This window comes from Bacteroidota bacterium (assembly GCA_023957335.1).
In the GTDB taxonomy this organism is placed as follows: Bacteria; Bacteroidota; Bacteroidia; order NS11-12g; family UBA955; genus JALOAG01.
Genome location: JAMLHC010000003.1, coordinates 327484 through 349740, shown reverse-complemented (window position 1 = coordinate 349740; position 22257 = coordinate 327484). Strand labels below are relative to the sequence as shown.

Here is a 22257-nt window from a genome sequence, read left to right as displayed (position 1 = left end):
AAGTCAGGAGTATTTGTTGGTGTTGGCAATGCTCAATGATACGGACTTTGTGAAGTATGTGGCAGAGAATTATAGCTATTTGGTGGCAGAGGCTGTGCGCAAATTGGAGGCAATGAGTGTAGATGCATACCTTGCATTGGTTAGAGACCACTATGGTGATGAGGTGTTAGGAGATTTGTTGGCTGCTTTGAGTGAGGACTTATTGTTTGCTCAAAAGTTTGTGTTAAATGAACATCATTTATATGGTAGTAGCCGATTGGGTGTTAAAACCCATAAGAGGGTATTGCTTCGCAAGGAGTTTAGTATTAGTGGGTTTGAGGAGGATGGAACTTATATTGTGGATGAGGTGACAGATTCGCTTGTTTATGTGCGAAGTGAAGTTTATTTTTGTCGTGTGTTGGCGCAAAAACAATATGAATTGAGTAATCATTTGGGCAATGTGCTTGCTACTGTGCTAGACCGCAGAACGGGTGTTTTTGACGAAGGGGAAGATACGCTGATGTATTATGTGGCGGATGTTGTGAGTGCTACTTTGTATTACCCATTTGGGCAAGCGATGTTGAGTTATTCAAATGAGGAATTTAACTACTCATTTGGTATGAATACACAGGAAAAGGAAGACGATGTTTTTGAAGGGGCTTATAGTGCGGAATACTGGATGTATGACAGCAGACTTGGGAGGCGTTGGAACAATGACCCAAGACCAAATCCAAGCATTAGTGTTTATGCTTGTTTTAGGAATAATCCGATATGGTTTAGTGATATTTATGGTGATAGCATTGATGTTAAATTCAATCAAGTTTTAGATGATGACGGCAACCCAACGGGTGTTATTAATGTCGAAGTAACATATACCGGTAAAGTGCTAAATAATAGTAGTGAAGAAGTTGATATGAGTAAAGTTATTTCTGGTATTGAAAGTGAGTTTAAGAGAATAATAGAAAATAAAAATATTGAATTCGGCAATGGAATTACATGGAATATTACAAGTGTAAATGTAAATATGGAATTAGTTACAAGTATGGACGAAGTGAACCCATCAGATCATTTACTTGTCTTTGTTGATGAAGTTCATTCATCAAAACAAGGAAATGCTATTGGTATAGCATCTTTAAAGGGGAAAATAGCCTATACTGAAATGTCAGGTTTTACACCTTTGAACTGTAACTCTAAATTCCAACCAAACTATGACCAACTTATAAAAGTTTCTGTACATGAAATATTGCATAATTTTGGATTAGATGATATGTATAACGACCCTATTGACAAGCAAATCCCTGGAAACTATATGTTAAAATATGGTACGGGTAAAAGTGGTATGGGGGACAAGCCTACCTTAACAAATAACCAAATTCTAACATTATTAAGAGCTACTCATAATCAAGGTTCAAATTCCCAAAGCGAGAAAAAGCAAAGGCGAAAAAAATGGTTTGGAACATCTAATTACGACCCTCAAACGAAAAAAAGTACTGGAAAAAATGGAAAAATACCCAAAGCAATTAATTAATTATCTGATTGGTATATCATTTTTCTTGTGTCTTACTCTGAGTTCATGTACGAAAAACACAGAAATATTTATAAAAAACTCTTTGGGTTTTATGTGTGAGAGTGTGTTTATTGCAGAAATCATATATCCAAATGCTCAAATTGATACCATATTCAATGGAAATCCTGATTGCGACCACATGGAAACATTTTCTCTGTACTTTACACCGAAAAGAACTAAAATAAAACATAATGACAGCACTGTAGCGTTAAAAATAACAGTACCGAGTAGAGGGCAAAGTTTTGAGGCTAAAATTAACCCCTATAAAAAAATATATGTCTATTTTAACTATTCTTTTGATGAAGAAGTCGTTTCAAGGAAGGTTGTCTGGGATTCAATTATGAAATATTCAGATACAATTTATTTGGATGTACAGATTCAAAATTATTAGTATCTATGGGTTAAGTCCACTCTTTTGGTAATGTTTCAGATGTGTTGATTTTACACTTTGCAAACTGCAAGTAATTGAAAATTAGCATTATTTAAGTCTTGACAAAAAATAAAAGAACAACCTTATGGGTTGTTCTTTTATTTTTACGCACCTTAAAACGTTTAAAAATGGTAAATAATACTACCTCGTGTATCAAATGTGTTGATGGCGAAAATTCAATGGTAAAAAACGGGAAAAGTAAAACAGGTAAGCAAAGATATATTTGTAAAACCTGTGGTAAAACTCAAGTAGAAAACTACACCTACAACGCTTACACTCCTAATCTCAACAAGCAAATTATTATCCTTACCAAAGAAGGCTTAGGCATTCGTAGTACAGCAAGGGTACTTCAAATATCTACAACCACCCTGCTTAGTCGCATTATAACAATCGCCCAAGGCATCAAACAACCACCTGTTTCCATTAACAAAGTGTATGAAGTAGATGAGATTTGCACTTTTATTAAATCTAAAAGCAAACAAATATGGATAGTTTATACGTTGGAAAGAAAAAGCAGCAATGTAGTTAGCTTTTCAGTTGGGTCGAGAAGCAACAAAACATTGTCAATAGTTCTGAAATCCTTGCATTACTCTACCCCAAAAGCAATTTATACAGATGGTTTGAAGAATTACAGATATCTTGTTTCAGAACAGATACACCGAGTAAAACTATATGGCACAAACCACATAGAAAGAAAAAATCTAACACTACGAACACACCTGAAAAGGCTTAATCGCAGAAGTATTTGTTTTACAAAAAGCTTGTTGGTGTTGTTGTCTGTTTTGAAGATGTATTTTTGGGGGTAAGTAAACTAAACCCTCTCCTATTTTATTTATCTATTTTGACTAAAAATCAGCATCATAGAGTTCGATAATGCGTTCATTCGGGCTACTAATAAAAAAGGTCATCGCAATAGATGACCTTTTTTATTTTATCAATCTGTAATTCTCAGAATCTGGCTTTATATAGTTTTCAATACCTCACACTTACATTGTCATTGAAGTGTCATTTTTACACAAACTCTTTTGTTGTAATTCCTATGATTATTTGTTATTTATAGCTTTGCAGTGAAATGCAATAACGCTTAAAATTCAACTCTTAAATTACTCAAAAGAAAGATTATTAATAATGAATACCCGCCCTATCTACTCCATTTTGAAACAGACGTCCGGCTTTTTTATTCTTTTCACAATGAGTCTGTTTTTAATTTCTTCATGTAAAAAAGAAGACAAAGAAGAACAAAAACCGGATATTAAACAATCGGACTCCTTGAAAATAGAAGGACAATGGCAATTTGATGAGATTCAATTTCCGGATAAAGAATTAAAATGGAAAAAGGATGTAGAATTCTCATTTGCTAACTATTTCGGTTATGCCCCGGCAATGTTTGCAGATATGATTGGATTTGATTTTATGGAAAAGAAGTATGACAATGGTATAGGTAGCAAATTTCTATTTATAAACGTTGGTGGATATAATCAAAATGATGATAAGGACAACTGGTATTGGAACTATACCAATTATAGCAAAGGGTTTGAAATCATGCAAATCAACCCTTCAATGCCACCTTATAATTTTTCTATTTTAAACATTTCAGATATTGTACTCAGTGATAATAACAACACCCTCATTTTTAAGGCAGAGGTTAAAACGAGATTATCGGGAGGAGAGTTTACCAATATGATTAACACACCGGTAATAATTACCCTCAAACGTGAATTATCAAACAAGAAAGTTAGGGTGTTAATTGACAACACGCCTTTTACATTGCTCCAAACATTAGAAGAACAAATTTTAGGGTTGTCATGGAAATTAGAACCGGGTAGCAATGTTTATGACCCCGGAGCAAATCCCAATCCCGATGAGTCATTGGAGTATTCAAAGCTTATCGCCTTTCAATTAAATAGCGACAACAAACTTTTATATAGAACCTTGGTATCCTCAGAAATCTCTGTTCCAATGGAGTTTAATCAAGACCAATTGAACAAAAAAATTATTAAGACCAAGCATGGAGGTTCTAATGGAGTTCCTGAAAAAATAATTTCATGGCAAGTTACCAATATTGATTTGGAACAAGGTAAGCTAACTCTCAAAGAAAGCAAGTCCGGTGCGATAAGAAATTTTATCAAATGCGAAAGTATTGATGAAGGAATCAACAAAAGTGATTATGTGATAATGCAATAACCCCTCATACAGCTTGTTTTATTGACTTATAGAATTCTTTTACATCTTTTTACAAAGTGTTTAATTTTGAGGTATTTTGTACTTCTATTCTGTTTTGGGATTATCCTTACGCCTGCATATAGTCAATATTCGCTTTGCGGGACTGTATTGCTTGAAGGGAAGATTCAGGATAGTGTAAAGGTGGTAATTGTTAATACGAACGACTCTATTTTTACAAATAAAAGAGGTGAATTTTGTTTTGAAAAGTTAGCAAAAGGAGACTACTTTCTATTATCGTCTTATTTCGGAATTACTTCGCCAATCGTAAAGGTGTCAATCAACAACAAGAATGTAAATACTCGCATTGAAATGCTTCCTATTTCATTAAATGACATCAATATTAAAGGTCAAAAAGACAATAAGTCATTAGAAAATCACTCCATCAAAATTGATGTTATCGATTTAAATGAAAAGTCAAAGTCCTCCGAATCAATAGAGAATATAATGAACCGTTCATCGGGCATAAGGGTCAGAAACAGTGGGGGTTTAGGTGACAAGACCGAGATTGTGGTGGGTGGTTTTACCGGAAAATCTGTAAAATTCTTAATAGATGGGATTCCTGTAGATTATTTGGGCTCCAGTGTTGGATTGAGTAAGATTAGCTCTAATATGGCAGAAAGAATTGAAGTGTACAAAGGTGTTATGCCTACAGAAATTGGGATTGACGCACTCGGTGCCGTTATAAACATTGTTACCCTTAAGCCTTCCACTACCAAACATATTGCAACCTATGAAGCAGGCTCATTTAATACACACAGATTGTCTTTCAGTTCTTACATGAAATTGTCAGACAAATTTGCGTTTGGAGGAAATCTTTTCTCAACGTATGCAACCAATAATTTCAGAGTGGACAAACTGCCTATAGTGGACTACGCTACAGGGCAAACACGATACATCACGGCAAAACTCTTTAACAATTCCTACCAACAATATTCAGGAGATATCTTTATCAATTTAATGGGACGAAAGTGGGCAGACTTGTTTACTTTCAAGGTAAACAGCTATTACTTGACAAGAGATATTCAAAATGATTTTGCTTCAAGGGCATTAGCCTATGGGAATACGTTTAGAAGAGAGTTTGCAAGATTAGTTCCATCCATAAAATTTGAAAAAAGACTCCTAAACGACAAAATTCAACTGTCTCAATTTTTAGTTTACAGTAAGATAAATTTTCAATTGATAGATTCTCTCAAAAATACTTATTACGACTGGCTTGGCAACAAACATACAACTGTATCAGGCTCTGAAACAGGAATAGATTTTTCTAAGCTCAAGAAACAAATTATTGACTCAGATGTTAAGAATTTGACCTACAGAGGAGTGAGTTCCTTTAAAATAAATGAAAATCATAAAATCATCTTAAATGTAGTAAACATGTACTTGATTAGAACATCGGACGATCTTACTGCTTATCAAATTAAGACTCGTATCGACTACAATAGATTCATTGCAGGATTAGGATATCAATACAATATAATTCGCAAGAAAAATCAAATCATAGAAGGTCTAACACAGATAAAAGCCTTGCACTCTCTTACTCATGGAAATATTAAAGACAATCAAAATAAGCAATCAATTGTCAACTCCGGAATCAGCTATGCACAATCTTTCAAATATCAAATAAATACTCAATGGCTCATACGCGCCTCTGCTGAAAACACATATAGACTGCCCGATCAAATGGAAATATTTGGTGACAATGTTTTTATTTTATCAAACCCCTTTCTACGTCCCGAAAAGAGTTTGAATCTTAATTTTGGAACTAAATTCTCTTATGATAAAACAGTAAATGTAGAGATAAGCACATACTACCGAAGTGTTACAGACCTTATTCGCCTGCAAGAAATCACACAATTTCAATCTAAATTTCTAAATTTGGACAAGGTGAAAGGCTATGGAATTGAGATAGAAAGTTCTGTCAAGATATGGGAAAATTTAAACATTACTGGAAATTTAACCTATAATGACTTTAGACTCAAAGGGTTTACCGACAATTTCAATTCCAATAATACGCACTTTATGAATGCACGAGTAAACAATATGCCTTTCTATTTCGGGAATGTTCAACTATCCTATCGCATAGACTCACTTTTTACCACAAAAGATAAGTTGGGATTCTATTGGAGTTATACGTATGTACATCAATTTTACCTTGATTTTATTGAGAAACAATACGAGCCTGAAGGATTTCTTGGATTATTTGGCAAAAGTAAAATTTATACCGAAAGGGTTATTCCTATCCAGCAAGTTCACTCCGTAGGGTTTGTTTGGACTTTTGACTTGACTAATAATAAAAAACTTAGCGTATCCTCCGAACTTAACAATCTGTTTAACACCCCTATATACAATGATTTTAAAATGCAGAGCGCAGGCAGAAGCATCATGGGAAAAATTAGTTTTGAATTTTAATGAAAAGACAACATAAGCTAATAGTAGCACTCATACTTATCTCAGCAACTTTGCTTATCTCATGCAAAGTAGAAAACATGGACAAAGCTGTATCCATACCAAAATCTGATTTCAGCTATAACAATTATGTCTTGGCAACAGAGGATGCATCAAATGTAGATATCACTACTTTTTTCTCTTTTCATCCTGCCAACATTAATACCGGTCATACTTATGACCTGATAAACGAGAACACTATTTTTACTAATGCCAACCCTTCTACTTCCTCGGGTTTCCATACTTTCAACCAATATATATTTTCACTTGCTAAGGATAAAAACGGATATTCATCTACTCCCGGATTGTTCCGACTTACGCAAGACACTAAAGACAGGCTTTATATTGACAAAGAATTACATATCTCCAAAAACAACCTTTTCCCATCAAGGTTACTTTGCATTGTAAATGAGCATCTCGGATATTTTTATGATGAAGGAAATGGGGCGCAAGAACTCAGAATTTTTGATCCGACTACAATGGTTATAAAAGGGAAAATTGATTTAAAACCTCATATAGCTGCTCTCAGACCCAATGCAAAATGGGTGGACGATGCAAACAACAATCTTATTAGGATTGGGACTCAAGTTTTAGAATCAAAGCAAGGTAAACTGTATGCAAGTATTGTTTTTTTGGAAGCAGCCAGCTTCAATTTGATTGCAGAAAGTGAGAACAATCTATACATTGCAGTGATTGACATTCAAACCCAAGAAGTAGAAAAAATCATTCAAACAGATAAAGCAATTACAGTCGGATTTTTTGTGTCTGAAAACAAAGCAACATCGGTAGCTGAAGACGGTTCAATGTATTTGTGTTCATGGGGTTGGAACCAATTTAACAAACACAGACCTTCCAAGGTATTTAGAATAAAGACAGGAGAAACAGAAATAGATTCTGCGTGGGAGATAGACATTGAGCAGCTTTTTGGTGTGGAGCATATAGCCCAATCCATGATTGTATTTAATAATAAAATTTACCTGCATGTGTCTGACGGTACTTACACTTTCACAGAAGACGCACCGGATATTACCAGCTTAAGCTACTATGAGTTTGATCCAAAATATCCAAACTCTCCCAAAAAACTTGCTATTCCTTCATCCAACACATCATCGCGAATGAACGTGTTTAGTATTATTGATGACAAGCTATTTATTGCAGTCCCTAATTTTATAAAAGGAAACTTCAATGGTTTTTATTCAATTGACAAGCAAGGAAATGTGCAAAAAGAGATTAGTATAGAAAACAAATTCAGACCTACGCGTCTTTATAAACTGCATAAATAGAAGCGGTAAGGCTATATCATTTAGAGCTTTTTAAAAAATTTGACAGACTTATTAATTAAGTAATGTCTTGAAGAATGATAAAGTTTCTATCAAAATAAGCACTTAATTTTTCCTCAAATTGGGTAACCACCATGTTACCAATCCCATCAATAGCATAAAAGAGCACAAGTGATACACAAAATAAATGTCTTTATAATCAGCCAGCAACCCGAGAAAAGCAGATGCAACTCCGCCTATTCCGAAAGCAAACCCATAAAACAAACCTGACACCATGCCAATTTTCCCCGGCAATAATTCTTGAGCATAAACAATAATAGCAGGAAAGGCAGACGAGAGTACAAGCCCTATGACAATGCTGAGTGCACATGTCCAAAACAAATTTACATAAGGCAGCATCAAGGCAAACGGTGCAGCTCCCAATATAGAAAACCAGATTACGTATTTTCTTCCGTATCTGTCACCTAATGGACCTCCAAGATAGGTTCCCACTGCAGAAGCAAGTAAATATGCAAATAGAAACAACTGCGAATGTTGAATGCTTACATGGAATTTTTCAATCAAGAAAAATGTATAGTAACTGCTGATACTGGCTGTATAAATGTATTTTGAGAATATCAGAATAAGCAGGATTGTAATACTTTGATATACCTTCTTCTTGGTCAAATGGGGATGGTGTTCAGCAAAGTCAACCTTTTTATGAGCTCGAATTCGGTTTTCGTATTGAATTTTAGCCCATTTACCCACATGAAGCAAAACAAATATTGCGATGAGAGCAAGAATGCCAAAATAAACCGCATGACTTCTGCCATACTCTACCACTATGACAGCAGCAAGCAAAGGACCTATGGCAGAACCGGTATTTCCGCCTACTTGAAAAATTGATTGTGCCCAACCGCGTCTACCACCCGAAGCCATATAAGCTATCTTGGAAGATTCAGGATGAAAGATTGAAGAACCTGTTCCGATGAGTGCAACCGCCATCAATATTAAAGCAAAACTATTGGCAAAAGATATCAAAATAAGCCCCAAAAGTGTGATACTCATGCCGGCAGCGAGTGAAAAGGGTTTGGGATGTTTGTCTGTATATGCCCCAACCAAAGGTTGTAGTAAACTGGCAGTTACCTGAAAAGTAAAAGTGATTAATCCGATTTGGGTAAAACTCAGATTAAATGAACCTTTGAGAAGTGGGTAAATAGAGGGAATCAGTGACTGGATGGAGTCATTGAGAAGATGAGCAAAACTCACACTCATGATGATTCCGAAAGCTGTTGTCTGTGCTACTTTTTGTGAATGTTCCTTGTTTGCCGGTTGCGAATTCATTTTGCCCCTGCAAAAGTAGGGTGGAACCCCGAACAATATTTTAATAGATTTTGACTTTGATATAAAGCAAATCGGTACATTTGTCTTGTTTTTAATAAATAGTAAAATATGAAATATTATTCCTACAAAACTAAGTCTATCAGCAGTCTTGCCATTGGGGTTCTCTTTATTACTCTTCTCTTCAATTCATGCAGTATTGACAAAAGAGTATATAACAGAGGCTATCACATTGATAATGTTTTTAGCGGAAATCGCACGTCATACGCTCAACATGAACTAAAACCCAATATTCAAAAAAGAATAATTTTGAATATTACACCAAAATTGCCGACAGCATTACCCAGCAATCAAATGAGCCAACAGCCTATACTATATGCCGGCAATGCTTCTTTAAATCCAAATCAATTAATACAAGCTTCCACTCCATTGGCACAGCCCGTTTCTAATCCGGATAGTTGTGATGTGATTATTTTCAAAAATGGAGAACAAATAAATGCAATTGTACTTGAGGTTACTGACAAAGAGGTTAAATTTAGAGAGTGCGACAAACCCAATGGTCCTATTTTTTCAAAACAGAAATCTACCATTGTCAGAATTAATTATCCTAATGGGACAAGTACAATCATAGGAGGAGACCGTTATGTTTCTTTCGGAAAAAAAGATGGAAGCGATAATCAAAATGATAGGAGTTTTATCATAACAGTCCTTCTATGGCTTTTAGCAGGAACGCTTGGTGCGCATAGATTTTACTTAGGTCATTACGGTATAGGAATTTTATATTTGTTAACCGGTGCTTTGTGTGGGATTGGATGGTTGATTGATGGAATTCTTTTGCTGACGGGAGAGTTACAGCCCAAAAATGGGAAATATACAGATAATTAAACCGATAGTCTAAGGCTGATACGACTATCTTTTTATTCTTCCATTCACTTACTTTTGCCGTATCGAACTTTATCTTCAATACAGTAAGTGGTGGATAGTGGCAATGCTTGTTATTGCGGGTGTTGCAGCTTGGTGGCTTTATCCCAATCCCAAAGGAAATACACTTACTGACAAATCCCTATTCTGGGTCAAACGTGTGTGCAGATTTGCCGGACTTTTTTTTATTTTACTTTTATTGTTATCGCCTATTTTGAAGTTTTTGAGTCATGAAACAGAAAAACCCATACTTGTATTTTATCTCGATGATTCACAAAGTATGAAAGCGAGTGATTCTGTGGGTGCTATGCAGTTTTATAAAAACTGGACTCAATTGGCAGACAAACTTTCCGGAGATTTTGATGTGCGCAAATTCTATTTTGCAAGCGATGTCAATGACAGTTTTTCAGGATTTGAGGGTAAGAAAACAAGGCTGGATGCGCCTTCAAACTATACTAAATCTGTAATGAAAAGGCAAAATATTGGTGCCATCATTATTGCTTCAGACGGTATTATGAATACCGGCAATAACCCTCTATATGAGCCTTTAGGAGCCGATATTGCAGTTTTTACAATGGGCTTGGGTGATACAACCCAAAAGAGAGATGTGCTCGTTAAGGAAATTAATCATAACAACTTGGTATTTCTCAATAATTCATTCAACATTTTGGCACATATTCAGTCCTTTGGATTTGAAGGTAAATCGGTGGTAGTGCGCCTGAAGCAGGGGGGCAAGGACTTAGGTTCTCAAAATCTGACCTTTAGTTCTGCTAACGATTACAAGACGGTTGAATTTGTTACCGATGCAAGCAAAGTTGGTTATCAGCGGTATTCAATTAGTGTCAGCGCATTGGATGGGGAACAAACTTTAACCAATAACCAAAAAGATTTTTATGTAGAAGTAATAGATGGCAGAGAGAAAATTCTTCTCATGTATCAATCGCCTCATCCTGATGTGAACGCCATTGCAAGCGCTTTGTCAGAAAACAAGAACTTTGAAGTTGTTATCAAATCCGCACAGAATACAGAAGAGTCTGATTTCAAAGATGTAAGCCTCATTATTGGACATCAATTTCCGGGTATCAGCAGCAAAGATGCTCGGTTAATGAATGAAATCCGCAAAAAGAAAATTGCGTTTTGGACTATTCTGGGTGGTCAAAGCCCGATTGACCAACTGTCAGGAGTGTTGCCTGAAATTAAAATCCAACGTAGGGGCGACTCATGGTCAGATGCACAATTCAGCCTCAACCCACAATTTAAAGCATTTTCTTTTTCTGCCAAACTTATAGAGCAAAGTTCAGAATGGGCACCCTTGACTTCGCCCTTCGGACAATATATTACCCGTAGTCAATTTGAAATTTTGGGTTATCAAACACTTAATAAAATCAGGACCGAATTTCCACTGATAGCTTTCTCAGAAAGTGACGGAGTCAAAATAGGATGGACTTTTGGTGAAGGTATGTGGAGATGGCGAATAGGAGACTTTGCACGCAATAATAGTCCTGAATTGTTTGATGAATTGGTAAACAAAATTGCACGCAATCTGGTGGTTAAAGAAGACAAACGCAGGTTTAGAGTATATCCGGTCAAAAACGAGTTTGAGGAAGACGAATCTGTGCGTTTGCAAGGGGAGCTTTTTGACCAAAATTATGAACCCATATCAGATGCAGAAATCTCTGTTACGCTGACCAATGAACAAGGGAAAGAGTTTAATTTCAGGATGAGTAATGTTGGAACCGGTTATGAATTGGATGCGGGAAATTTTCTGTCCGGCTATTACACTTTTAAAGCAGAAGTAAATAACAGACCTGAATTTGAAAAAATCAAAGGAGGGTTCTTAATCAAGCCTGTACAAGTAGAACTTACGCGACTCAAAGCGGATTTCAGTTTATTACAGGAGTGGGCAGCAGCCACAGAAAGCAAGTTTTTTTACAAAAATCAATTTGATGAATTGGAAAAAGCCATACGCCATGATGCCCGTATCAAACCTCTTATTAAAACCAAAACTAAGATTGAAGAATTAATCAAGGTCGAGTATATACTTATGTTGATAGCGTTCTTCTTCAGCTTGGAATGGTTTGTCAGAAAGTGGGAGGGAGGCTATTAAATGAATTATAATCATGGTTCTGAGACAAGTTATAATCTTTTTACTCTGTTCAGTAGTTAAAAGACTTTCTCGCTAAACTCAAAAATAGTCAGCGTATATCAATCACTCGGATTGATAAAAATTTTGAAAATATATTCCAGCAGTTGTTCATTATAAAGTAAATCACTCATATTCGCCCCCGAATATTTTTATGAAGATTACAGTATTAAGGCAATTTGGTTTAGTGTGGTTTTGTTTGAGTTTAGGCACATCAGTTTTTGGACAGTCAGATAGTGGTTCGCATGTTTTTGATGATGTAATTATTCAAAGTGAAAGAATACAAATCCCATTCTCTAAACAAAACAGAGATATCACGGTGCTGGATGCGCAAACCATCAAGAATCTGCCTGTCCAATCGCTTAATGAGTTGTTGGGTTATATCTCGGGAGTGGACATAAGACAACGCGGTCCTTGGGGTGGACAAACAGACATCAGCATTAACGGTGGAACCTTTGACCAAACATTGATTCTGCTCAACGGTGTCAGAATTATTGACCCTCAGACCGGACACAATATGATGAATCTGCCCATCAATCCCGATATGATTGAAAGAATCGAAATCATGAAAGGCGCTGCTGCAAGCGCCTACGGAATCAATGCGCTCAGTGGGGTAATCAATATTGTTACCAAAAAACCTACTGAAACCAATATTTGGGCTAATCTAAGTACAGGAACATCATTTGAGTCAGACTCGAGCAATAACAAACTCTATAATGGCAATAATATCAACTTAACAGTTACCCATGCCGGCAAACGAATGAATCAAATGCTTTCTTTGAATTCTCAAAATAGTTCAGGATATCGCTACAATACCGCCATGTCCAACCAGAAAGCCTATTATCAAAACCAAATTACTCTTAAAAACGATAATGAACTCTTGTTGATGGGTGGATTTGTGTACAATGATTTTGGAGCCAATGCTTTCTATGCAGCACCCGGAGACATTGAATCTAAAGAAACTGTTCAAACCGGAATTGCGGCTTTAAAAGGAGTTTTTAATGCGAACAAAAACTGGCAAATTCGTCCTACTTTGAACTATCGCTATGGGTTTGATGATTATATTTATATCCGACAAAAACCTTCTGTGTATCGCAACAAACATTTTACACATGTCGCGGAAGGGTCTTTGAACAATACACTCAAGACCGGTATCGGAGTGTTTGGATTTGGCGCAGAGTATCGCTTTGAGCACCTCAGCAGCAACAGTTTGGGTAAACGCAATCGAGATAATCTGGGTTTTTATGCCAATTACAATTTTGCTGCCATCAAAAATCTGACTGCCAACGCAGGGGTCTATCTTAACTACAGCACTCATTTTGGCTGGAAACTATTACCATCATTAGATGCAGGGTATAAAATCAATGACCAATGGCGTATTTTCTCTAATATTGGAACAGGAACCAGAATTCCAACCTATACCGATTGGTATTACAAAGGACCGCAGAATATAGGTAATAGCAACTTGATGCCCGAAAATGCAGTTCATTCCGAACTCGGCATTAGATTTAATAGCAAGCGCAATTTTCAAGCCTCCGCTATTGCATTTTATCAAGTAACAACGGATTTCATAGACTGGGTAAAAGACAGTATAGCGGCTCCTTGGCAACCCGAGAATTTCCAAACCATCTCTATGCCAGGTGCTGCCATTTCTGCTGATTATATTTCAGATAAAGCTTGTTTGCACCCGGATAATCAAATGAAAATAGGGTTATCCTATACCCGACTTAACCCCAAAATCACAACGCATAATTCTGCTTTGATTTCTCGTTATGCATTGGAAAATTTGACAGACCAGCTTGTGTTGCGCGTACAAAGCACTTTCAGAAAAAAATATTCTGCTATGATTGCAGGTAGATATGAACAGCGCGTAGGAAAAGCAGATTATGTACTAATGGATGCAAGATTGGATGCTGCTTTTGGCAACTTCAATGTATATATAAGTTTCAATAATCTATTAAATGTTACCTATATTGAAGCCGGTGCGGTGCCTTTACCCGGTAGGTGGGCAAGTATAGGATTGCAATGGAAAATGAAATAAAAATTTGATGTTAAGGAAATAACCTACCCTTGACCCAAATGCCTTCTTTCAAATCATAACAAATTCGGTCGTGCAATCGGTTACTTCTTCCTTGCCAGAATTCAAAGTGATTGGGTATTAACCTAAACCCGCCCCAATTTGACGGACGTTCTACCTCTTTGGGGTGGTTTTGGTGGAGTTTTTCAAAAATAGATTCTAATTGCTGCCTATTTTGTAAAGGCTGACTTTGCTTTGATGCAACAGCACCCAACTGACTTTCAAATGGACGCGAATGAAAGTATTCATCACTTTCTGCTGCATTCACTTTTTCTACCTTTCCGCGAATCCTGATTTGCCTTGCTATGTCTAACCATAATAGACTCATGGCAGCATAAGGCGTATGGATGAGTTCTCTTCCTTTGGCAGACTCATAATTAGTATAAAAAACAAAACCTGTGTCAACCCCTTTGAGTAGCACTGTGCGCAGGTTAGGATGCCCTGATTCATCAACTGTTGCGATATTCAAAGCATTAGGTTCCAAAATATGACACTCCAATGCATGGTTAAACCATTGGTCGAATTGAACAAAAGGATTGTTGTCTGCATCAGATTCGTTGAATGCAGCCTGCATGTAGTTTTGCCTGAGGTTTTGCAGTGTTTCTTTGTCTAACATTACTGCAAAGTTAGGCAAGAACGACTTACTTTTGCACCTTGTTTCATGTGATGGAGAATCCGACAAAAAAAACAGTAGTGGTGGGACTTTCGGGAGGGGTGGACTCTTCTGTATCTGCGCTTTTGCTCAAAGAACAAGGCTATAATGTGATTGGAATTTTTATGCGTAATTGGAATGACAGTTCCGTTTTGATTGATGATGAATGTCCGTGGATAGAAGATAGCAATGATGCTATGTTGGTAGCTGACAAGATAGGCATTCCCTTTCAGACACTGGATTTGAGCGAGCAATACAAGGCGCGTATTGTAGATTATATGTTTGCGGAATATGAAGCCGGTAGAACACCAAACCCTGACGTACTGTGCAACCGTGAAATCAAATTTGATGTTTTTCTAAATGCTGCTTTACAACTGGGTGCCGATTATGTGGCTACGGGTCACTACTGCCAAAAACGGGAGCAAATTATCAATGGAAAAACCATGTATTCGCTCATTGCAGGTGCAGACCTCAATAAAGACCAAAGCTATTTTTTATGTCAAATCACACAAGAACAGTTATCTAAAATCCTGTTTCCGATAGGTCATTTACAAAAAGCGGAGGTTAGAGAATTAGCTCATAAAGCGGATTTAATAACAGCCGACAAAAAAGACTCGCAAGGTTTATGTTTTATTGGCAAAGTCAGTTTGCCCGATTTTTTGCAAAGAAGATTGGCAACTCGCAAGGGAGCGGTTATTGAAATTAATGAAGATTCACCTGTATTTGAACGGTATAAGCTATCTAAGCCGGCTGATGAAAACTCTGAAGCGTACCTGCAATGGCAATGTGCTCGATGGCATTTTACCAAAGAAGACGGGAAAGTCATTGGCGAACACAATGGAGCACATTTCTATACCGTAGGACAGCGCAGAGGCTTAAGAATAGGAGGAAAAGAGTTGCCTTTATTTGTGCTTGCCATTGATGTCAACGAAAATATTATTTATGTAGGTCAGGGTGAAAACAATCCCGGACTTGCGGGCAAAGGACTTTTTATGGCGAATTCAAGCATTTCATTTGTGCGCGAAGATCTAAAGCCTGCTATCAACCAATCAATGCACCTTCACACTCGGATTCGCTACAGACAACCTCTTTTTGCGGCAAAACTGATTCGTAAAGAAAGCGGTTATTATCTTGTATTTGATACTGAACACAATGCGGTTGCACCCGGACAGTTTGCTGCTTTTTATCGAGACGGTGAGGTGTTGGGAAGTGGGGCAATTTCATCGTAATTTTATAACTCTTTTAGTTTATGTTTGTCCAAATGAAAAGAGCAAGCTTATTTCTTTTATTTTCTTTTGGGTTTTGGCTGACAAGTCAATCACAAACAATACCGGACAATGAGCGTTATTTTGGAAGAAATAACACATCCGATAGTACGACTAACACCGAAATTAATGTAAAATTAAACCTCTTGAATATGCCTTTTGGTAATGGCTGGCCCTCTTTGCATTGCGAAGTTCAAGCAGCAAAGCGTATGGCAGTACATTTTTCTTTTAATTATCTTGAATTTTTTCAAATTTTTACGGAAGACTATTTAAAATCTTATGGAGGAGCCGCCACAGCAAGATTTTACTCAAATCAGAAAAAAAGCATAAGAGGGCTTTATGCAGGAATTGGGGGGGCAGCAATGCAGGTAAGATTTTTTGTTCGTAATAACCACACACTTCCTTTTCGAGCAAAACAATATTATGGTTTAAGAACAGAATTGGGTTATAAGCTCAGTGCCAAAGCATGGGTATTTGATTTTGGAGCGGGATTAAACTTTTTTACTAATAATGAAATTCTACCTACTTTGATGTTTGGTGTAGGATATAAGATTCGAAAATAGTTAAGAGATCGAATCTTCCCATTTTTAATTTTCATCTCTTTTGTTTTCTTTATAATCATTACTGCCTCCGGAAATATTAGCATAAAAGATTATTCAATTATGATTAACCCAGATTAAGACAAGAATCATCGTATTGAGTTTCACTTACAGGTTCAACAAAGGCTCAAAATCGGGCTATAATCATTAACTTTGCACCCGTTAAGACAATATCATTCCCATGATCGCTTCTCAATTACTGAATCTCAATCTTAAACCCCTTACAATATCCGTGTCTGTGGAAGAGGCAGAATGTTTGTTTGAACAAGCACAGGTGTATTATCTGCCGGTTTTGTCGGATGAGTCTAAGGTGCTTGGATTAATTTGTCATGATCATATTTTGTCTTTGGTCAATACCCATCAGCATGATTTACATGCTGTCATGGATGAGATTATTATTACTCCGGTGCTCCCATCCAGTTGCCATTATTTTGAAATTATCCATGTATTGCACCGTTCCGAAGCGGATATTGTACCTGTGGTAGATGAACATGACAAGTATGTGGGATGTGTGTCTTTGCATGAAATCATTGACCAGTCGGGTTCTTTATTGTCAGTTTCATACCCCGGTGCAATTGTGGTTCTTGAAACCGATATTAAAGATTATAACTTGTCAGAAATTATCCGATTGATAGAGAGTAATGATATCAAGGTGTTGGGTCTTGAGACTGTAGAAGTGCCTCAGACGAGTAAATTACACATTCATATTAAACTCAATACCGGTGTCCTAAGGGCACTATTGGCAAGTTTTGAAAGATTCGGATACGATGTCTATGCGCACTTTATGCGTCAAGATACAGCTGACGATACCGAAGATCGCTATCGTCAACTGATGAATTATTTGGATTTGGATTAAGCCTTTTTATTAGGCTTTGCAATAGAGTCTCTCATTTCGGTATCCGCCATGATATTTTTCATCTTGTAATAATCCATGATACCTAAGTTACCGTTTCTGAATGCCTCTGCCATTGCCTTTGGCACTTCTGCTTCCGCCTGAATCACATTAGCGCGTGCTTCTTGTGCTTTGGCTTTCATTTCTTGTTCACTTGCTACAGCCATTGCCCTTCTTTCTTCGGCTTTTGCTTGTGCAATATTCTTATCGGCTTCTGCTTGGTCCATTTGTAGTTTTGCTCCAATGTTTTCACCAATATTGATATCGGCAATATCAATTGAAAGGATTTCAAAAGCAGTACCTGCATCTAATCCTTTGGCAAGAACTGTCTTGGAAATTCGGTCGGGTTGTGCCAATACTTCTTTATGAGATTGAGATGAACCGATTGTGGTAACAATACCTTCTCCTACACGTGCTAACACAGTTTCCTCGCCCGCACCACCAACTAATTGGCGGATGTTGGCTCTAACAGTTACTCTTGCTGTTGCAATCAATTGAATACCGTCTTTTGCTACTGCTACAACTGGAGGAGTTGTGATTACTTTTGGATTAACGGACATTTGAACTGCTTCAAACACGTCACGGCCTGCCAAGTCTATGGCGGTTGCAGAGTTAAAATCAAGCGGAATATTAGCTTTGTCAGCTGAAATTAAAGCGTTTACAACGTTTATTACATTTCCACCTGCCAAATAGTGAGCTTCAAGTTGGTCGCGTGTTAATTTAATTCCGGCTTTGGTAGAATTAATCATGGCTTTAACAATAGTAGAAGGTGGAACTTTTCTCCATCTCATAAAGATGAGTTGAACCAATGAAATTCTCACTCCGGATAAGAGGGCGGAGAACCAAAGTCCGATTGGTACAAAATAGAAGAAAATGAAAAGGGCTATTATAGTTCCTATAAAACCGCCCATGTAGATAATTGGATTAAATGCTCCCATATTTATTTTTATTATATTTTATTTTACATAAATTTTACCGTGTGAGATTTCAATAATCTCAATGTCTGCATTTTGCTCGATCATGTCTCCTCTTGTGGTTACTTCAACAACAACATCGCCAAATCTGGCAGAACCCATAGGTCTGAGCGTGCTGAGCGTGCGCCCGTGCATCCCTATCTGAGGATCAAAACCTTCTGTTTCGTTTGTCCTTCCTGTAATATTGGTGTGAACCGTAACCTTATTCCATAAATTTGTTTTGAGTCCCCAGAAAATCATCAATGCAAGTAATGCAACCATGCCAACGGTGCTCCAATTGCCGGCTGTGACACCATATAATTCATACACTTGCCAAATGGCAGCGCCCCAACACATGATACCAATCACCCCCACAATCAGCCCAGGAGTAATAAACAATTCCATTAACACCAATAATAACCCTAAACCCAAAAGGAAGACTATCCAGCCCATTTGCTTTTTAAATTTTGAAGGGGTAAAATTAGTGATTTTTCCCGCTACTTTTCCATTATTCGATTCTTATTTTTTAAACTATTTTCGCGGCACTAAGAATCATGAGCAACAATTTGCAAGACATTAATTATAAGCACGAAGAGGTTGAAAGTAAGTGGCAGAAATTTTGGGTGGAAAACCAAAGTTTCAAAGCTGAAAACTTGTATTCAGGTGGCAAACAATCCTACTATGTTTTGGACATGTTTCCCTATCCCAGCGGGGCAGGACTGCATGTGGGGCATCCTTTGGGGTATATAGCTTCTGACATTGTTGCAAGATACAAAAGGCATTGCGGATTCAACGTGTTGCATCCCATGGGTTATGACTCATTCGGACTTCCTGCGGAACAATATGCCATTCAAACAGGTCAACATCCTTCCAAAACTACCGAAGAAAATATTGCACGCTATAGAGAACAGCTTGACAAGATTGGTTTTTCTTTTGATTGGAGCCGTGAAGTTAGAACTTCTGACCCCGAATATTATCAATGGACTCAGTGGATTTTTTTGCAGTTGTTCAACGCTTGGTATAACCCCGCCAAAAACAAAGCTGAACACATTCAAACTTTGGTTTCTTTATTTGAAGCAAACGGCAGTGCAAATTTGAATTTGGAAGTGATTGAGCCCTTCTCTGCCGAGCAATGGAAAAATTTTACAGAAAAACAACAGCAGGATATACTAATGAGTTTCCGACTTGCATACTTGAGTGAGGCTTATGTGAATTGGTGTCCTGCGTTAGGAACTGTTTTGGCTAATGATGAAGTGGTAGGCGGACTGTCAGAAAGAGGAGGACATCCTGTTGAACGCAAAAAAATGAAACAGTGGAGTATGCGTATTACAGCTTATGCAGAAAGATTGTTGCATGATTTGGAGGGATTGGACTGGAGTCAAAACATAAAAGAAATTCAAAGAAATTGGATAGGAAAAAGTGAAGGTACGAGCATCAGGTTTTCTCTTATAAACTCAGAAGCGGAAAAAACGATTGTGGACGAAGTAGAAGTGTTCACAACCCGCCCAGACACACTCTTTGGCGTTTCCTATATCACGCTTGCTCCCGAACATGATTTAGCTTTACAATTAACCACCCCCGAACAGAAATCTCAAGTAGAAGCCTATATCGAATACGCCAAGAACAGAAGCGAACGTGACCGCCAATCAGAAGTTAAGAAAATTACGGGTGTGTTTACGGGTGCTTATGCTATCCACCCTTTTAGCGGTGAAAAGATACCGGTTTGGGTGGGCGAATACGTGCTGGCAGGATATGGTACAGGCGCTGTAATGGCTGTCCCTGCACATGATGAAAGAGATTTTGCTTTTGCTAAATATTTTGGCTTGTCAATAAAACAGGTTGTTGAAGCTCCGGATGGATGGGATATTGGCAATCTTCCTTGGTGTGAAAAAAATGGCAAAGTTTTTAATTCCGATTTCTTGAACGGGCTTGAAGTTAAAGATGCAATCAGCAGAATGATTGAAACTGTGGAAGTCCGGAGTTTAGGAAAGGGCAAAACCAATTACAGACTTAGAGATGCTGTTTTTGGCAGACAAAGATATTGGGGAGAGCCAATACCGATTTATTACAAAGACGAAATCGCTTATGCCATTGAAGAAAAACACCTCCCATTGATACTGCCGGAAGTTGATAAATTTCTTCCGACAGAAAGTGGCGAACCACCTTTAGGGCGTGCCGACAAATGGAATTATACCCCGGAAAAAGGGGTAGTTGCAAACGGAGAAGGCTATCCTGTCGAACTGACCACAATGCCCGGATGGTCCGGGAGTTCTTGGTATTTCTTCAGGTATATGGATGCCCAAAACACTGCTGCATTTGCCGGCAAACAAGCATTGGATTATTGGAAACATGTGGACTTCTACGTAGGGGGTGCAGAACACGCAACAGGTCATTTGCTCTATGCCAGATTCTGGACAAAATTTTTGTATGATATGGATTTTGTCAAAACGAACGAACCTTTTCGGAAAATGCTTAATCAAGGAATGATTTTAGGAGAAAGTGCCTTTGTCTTAAATATGGATGGAGCAAATAAGTTAGTCTCAAAATATCAGGCAACTAACATGAAGGTTCATAGGATGCGCGTAGATTTGGCTGTGATTGATGATGCACATAATGAACTTGCTATAGAGAAATTTAGAAATCACCCTCTTTATCAAGATTATAAAGATTATGAATTTATAAGTGAACCCAATGGTAAATTCATTGTAGAACGTGAAGTAGAAAAGATGTCCAAGTCCAAATACAATGTAGTGAATCCGGATGATATTGCTCACGAATATGGTGCAGATACGCTCCGCATGTACGAAATGTTTCTGGGTCCGATTGAAGACGCAAAACCATGGAGTACCAAAGGAATTGAGGGCGTTTATAAATTTCTAAAAAAACTCTGGCGCCTTTTCTATAACGAACAAGGTATGTTTCATATCAGCGATGATGCACCCAATGAAAAAGAACTAAAAACACTGCATAAAACAATCAAAAAAGTGACAAGCGACATAGAGTCCTTGTCTTTTAATACTTCGGTGAGTGCGTTTATGATTTGTGTAAATGAATTACAGGAGCAGAAATGTAACAAAAGACAAATATTAGAACCCTTGTTGATTCTTTTGTCCCCTTTTGCACCACACATTGCAGAAGAGCTTTGGGAGCAAATGGGACACAAGGGTGGTCTTTCTAAAATTAATTGGCCCGAATTCAAAGAAGCCTATTTGACAGAAAGCAGTATAAGCTATCCGGTTTCTGTTAATGGAAAAACAAGAGCGCAAATTACCGTGTCTGCAACGGCTGCCAAAGATGAAGTAGAAAAATTAGTTCTTGCTGATGAAACTGTCCAAAAATGGATGGAAGGTAAGCCGGTAAAGAAGTTCATTTTTGTACCGGGCAAAATTGTGAATGTGGTAGTATAACGGTTTTGCGCTTGGCGTTCGTGCGGGATTTCGGAGCACAAAACTGTCAACCCAGCACTAAAGTTGATTTGAACAACCGAACTTGAATTTAAGCACTTCACCCG

17 protein-coding genes are annotated in these 22257 nt (G+C 37.5%); 13 read left to right on the top strand and 4 right to left on the bottom strand.

Annotated elements, in window-relative coordinates:
- Positions 1 to 28: 28 nt before the first annotated feature.
- From M9892_07435 to M9892_07410, 6 genes are all read left to right on the top strand, one after another.
- A complete protein-coding gene (locus M9892_07435; GenBank protein MCO5254176.1) occupies positions 29 to 1507 on the top strand; it encodes a hypothetical protein in 1479 nt (492 codons plus the stop codon).
- The gene (locus tag M9892_07430; protein ID MCO5254175.1) at positions 1479 to 1937 is read left to right on the top strand and encodes a hypothetical protein; all 459 of its coding nucleotides are present in this window, start codon (positions 1479 to 1481) and stop codon (positions 1935 to 1937) included. The genes M9892_07435 and M9892_07430 overlap by 29 nt, the downstream gene beginning before the upstream one ends.
- A 167-nt stretch (positions 1938 to 2104) precedes the next feature.
- Entirely contained in the window at positions 2105 to 2782 is a 678-nt protein-coding gene (locus M9892_07425) for an IS1 family transposase (protein MCO5254174.1), read from the top strand.
- Positions 2783 to 3167: 385 nt separating this feature from the next.
- Positions 3168 to 4160, top strand: coding sequence for a hypothetical protein (locus M9892_07420; GenBank protein MCO5254173.1), 993 nt, complete (start codon positions 3168 to 3170; stop codon positions 4158 to 4160).
- A 66-nt stretch (positions 4161 to 4226) separates the two neighbouring features.
- A complete protein-coding gene (locus M9892_07415) occupies positions 4227 to 6608 on the top strand; it encodes a TonB-dependent receptor (protein MCO5254172.1) in 2382 nt (793 codons plus the stop codon).
- Positions 6608 to 7927, top strand: coding sequence for a DUF4374 domain-containing protein (locus M9892_07410; GenBank protein ID MCO5254171.1), 1320 nt, complete (start codon positions 6608 to 6610; stop codon positions 7925 to 7927). Before M9892_07415 ends, M9892_07410 begins: the two co-directional genes overlap by 1 nt.
- Before the next feature lie 102 nt (positions 7928 to 8029).
- On the opposite strand, the gene M9892_07405 is transcribed toward M9892_07410, so the two are convergent.
- Positions 8030 to 9247 (bottom strand): MFS transporter, encoded by a 1218-nt coding sequence (locus tag M9892_07405; GenBank protein MCO5254170.1) that lies wholly within the window; start codon positions 9245 to 9247, stop codon positions 8030 to 8032.
- A gap of 108 nt (positions 9248 to 9355) precedes the next feature.
- Here M9892_07405 and M9892_07400 point away from each other — a divergent pair, with 108 nt between their 5' ends.
- The 3 genes from M9892_07400 to M9892_07390 all read left to right on the top strand — a co-directional run bounded on the left by M9892_07400 (position 9356) and on the right by M9892_07390 (position 14349).
- A complete protein-coding gene (locus tag M9892_07400; protein MCO5254169.1) occupies positions 9356 to 10129 on the top strand; it encodes a TM2 domain-containing protein in 774 nt (257 codons plus the stop codon).
- 103 nt (positions 10130 to 10232) lie between these two features.
- Complete coding sequence (locus tag M9892_07395) at positions 10233 to 12272, top strand: hypothetical protein (GenBank protein ID MCO5254168.1); 2040 nt, start codon at positions 10233 to 10235, stop codon at positions 12270 to 12272.
- Between the two features lie 190 nt (positions 12273 to 12462).
- Positions 12463 to 14349, top strand: a complete 1887-nt coding sequence (locus tag M9892_07390) for a TonB-dependent receptor (GenBank protein MCO5254167.1) — start codon at positions 12463 to 12465, stop codon at positions 14347 to 14349.
- Positions 14350 to 14359: 10 nt separating this feature from the next.
- Here M9892_07390 and pdxH read toward each other — a convergent pair whose 3' ends face one another.
- Entirely contained in the window at positions 14360 to 15001 is a 642-nt protein-coding gene (pdxH, locus tag M9892_07385) for a pyridoxamine 5'-phosphate oxidase (GenBank protein ID MCO5254166.1), read from the bottom strand.
- A 50-nt stretch (positions 15002 to 15051) separates the two neighbouring features.
- Here pdxH and mnmA point away from each other — a divergent pair, with 50 nt between their 5' ends.
- The 3 genes from mnmA (at position 15052) to M9892_07370 (ending at position 17757) form a co-directional block, all read left to right on the top strand.
- Entirely contained in the window at positions 15052 to 16266 is a 1215-nt protein-coding gene (mnmA, locus tag M9892_07380; GenBank protein ID MCO5254165.1) for a tRNA 2-thiouridine(34) synthase MnmA, read from the top strand.
- A 32-nt stretch (positions 16267 to 16298) separates the two neighbouring features.
- Positions 16299 to 16865, top strand: coding sequence for a hypothetical protein (locus M9892_07375; protein ID MCO5254164.1), 567 nt, complete (start codon positions 16299 to 16301; stop codon positions 16863 to 16865).
- A 217-nt stretch (positions 16866 to 17082) separates the two neighbouring features.
- On the top strand, positions 17083 to 17757 hold the full coding sequence (locus M9892_07370) for a CBS domain-containing protein (protein ID MCO5254163.1): 675 nt from the start codon (positions 17083 to 17085) through the stop codon (positions 17755 to 17757).
- On the opposite strand, the gene floA is transcribed toward M9892_07370, so the two are convergent.
- Positions 17754 to 18731 carry a flotillin-like protein FloA gene (floA, locus tag M9892_07365; GenBank protein ID MCO5254162.1) on the bottom strand — a complete coding sequence of 326 codons (978 nt, stop codon included), beginning with the start codon at positions 18729 to 18731 and terminating at the stop codon, positions 17754 to 17756. The two genes, M9892_07370 and floA, sit on opposite strands and share 4 nt — an antisense overlap.
- 18 nt (positions 18732 to 18749) lie before the next feature.
- Positions 18750 to 19199 (bottom strand): hypothetical protein, encoded by a 450-nt coding sequence (locus tag M9892_07360; GenBank protein MCO5254161.1) that lies wholly within the window; start codon positions 19197 to 19199, stop codon positions 18750 to 18752.
- Between the two features lie 122 nt (positions 19200 to 19321).
- Between M9892_07360 and leuS the strand changes: the two genes are divergently transcribed.
- Positions 19322 to 22153 (top strand): leucine--tRNA ligase, encoded by a 2832-nt coding sequence (gene leuS, locus M9892_07355; GenBank protein ID MCO5254160.1) that lies wholly within the window; start codon positions 19322 to 19324, stop codon positions 22151 to 22153.
- Positions 22154 to 22257 lie beyond the last annotated feature (104 nt).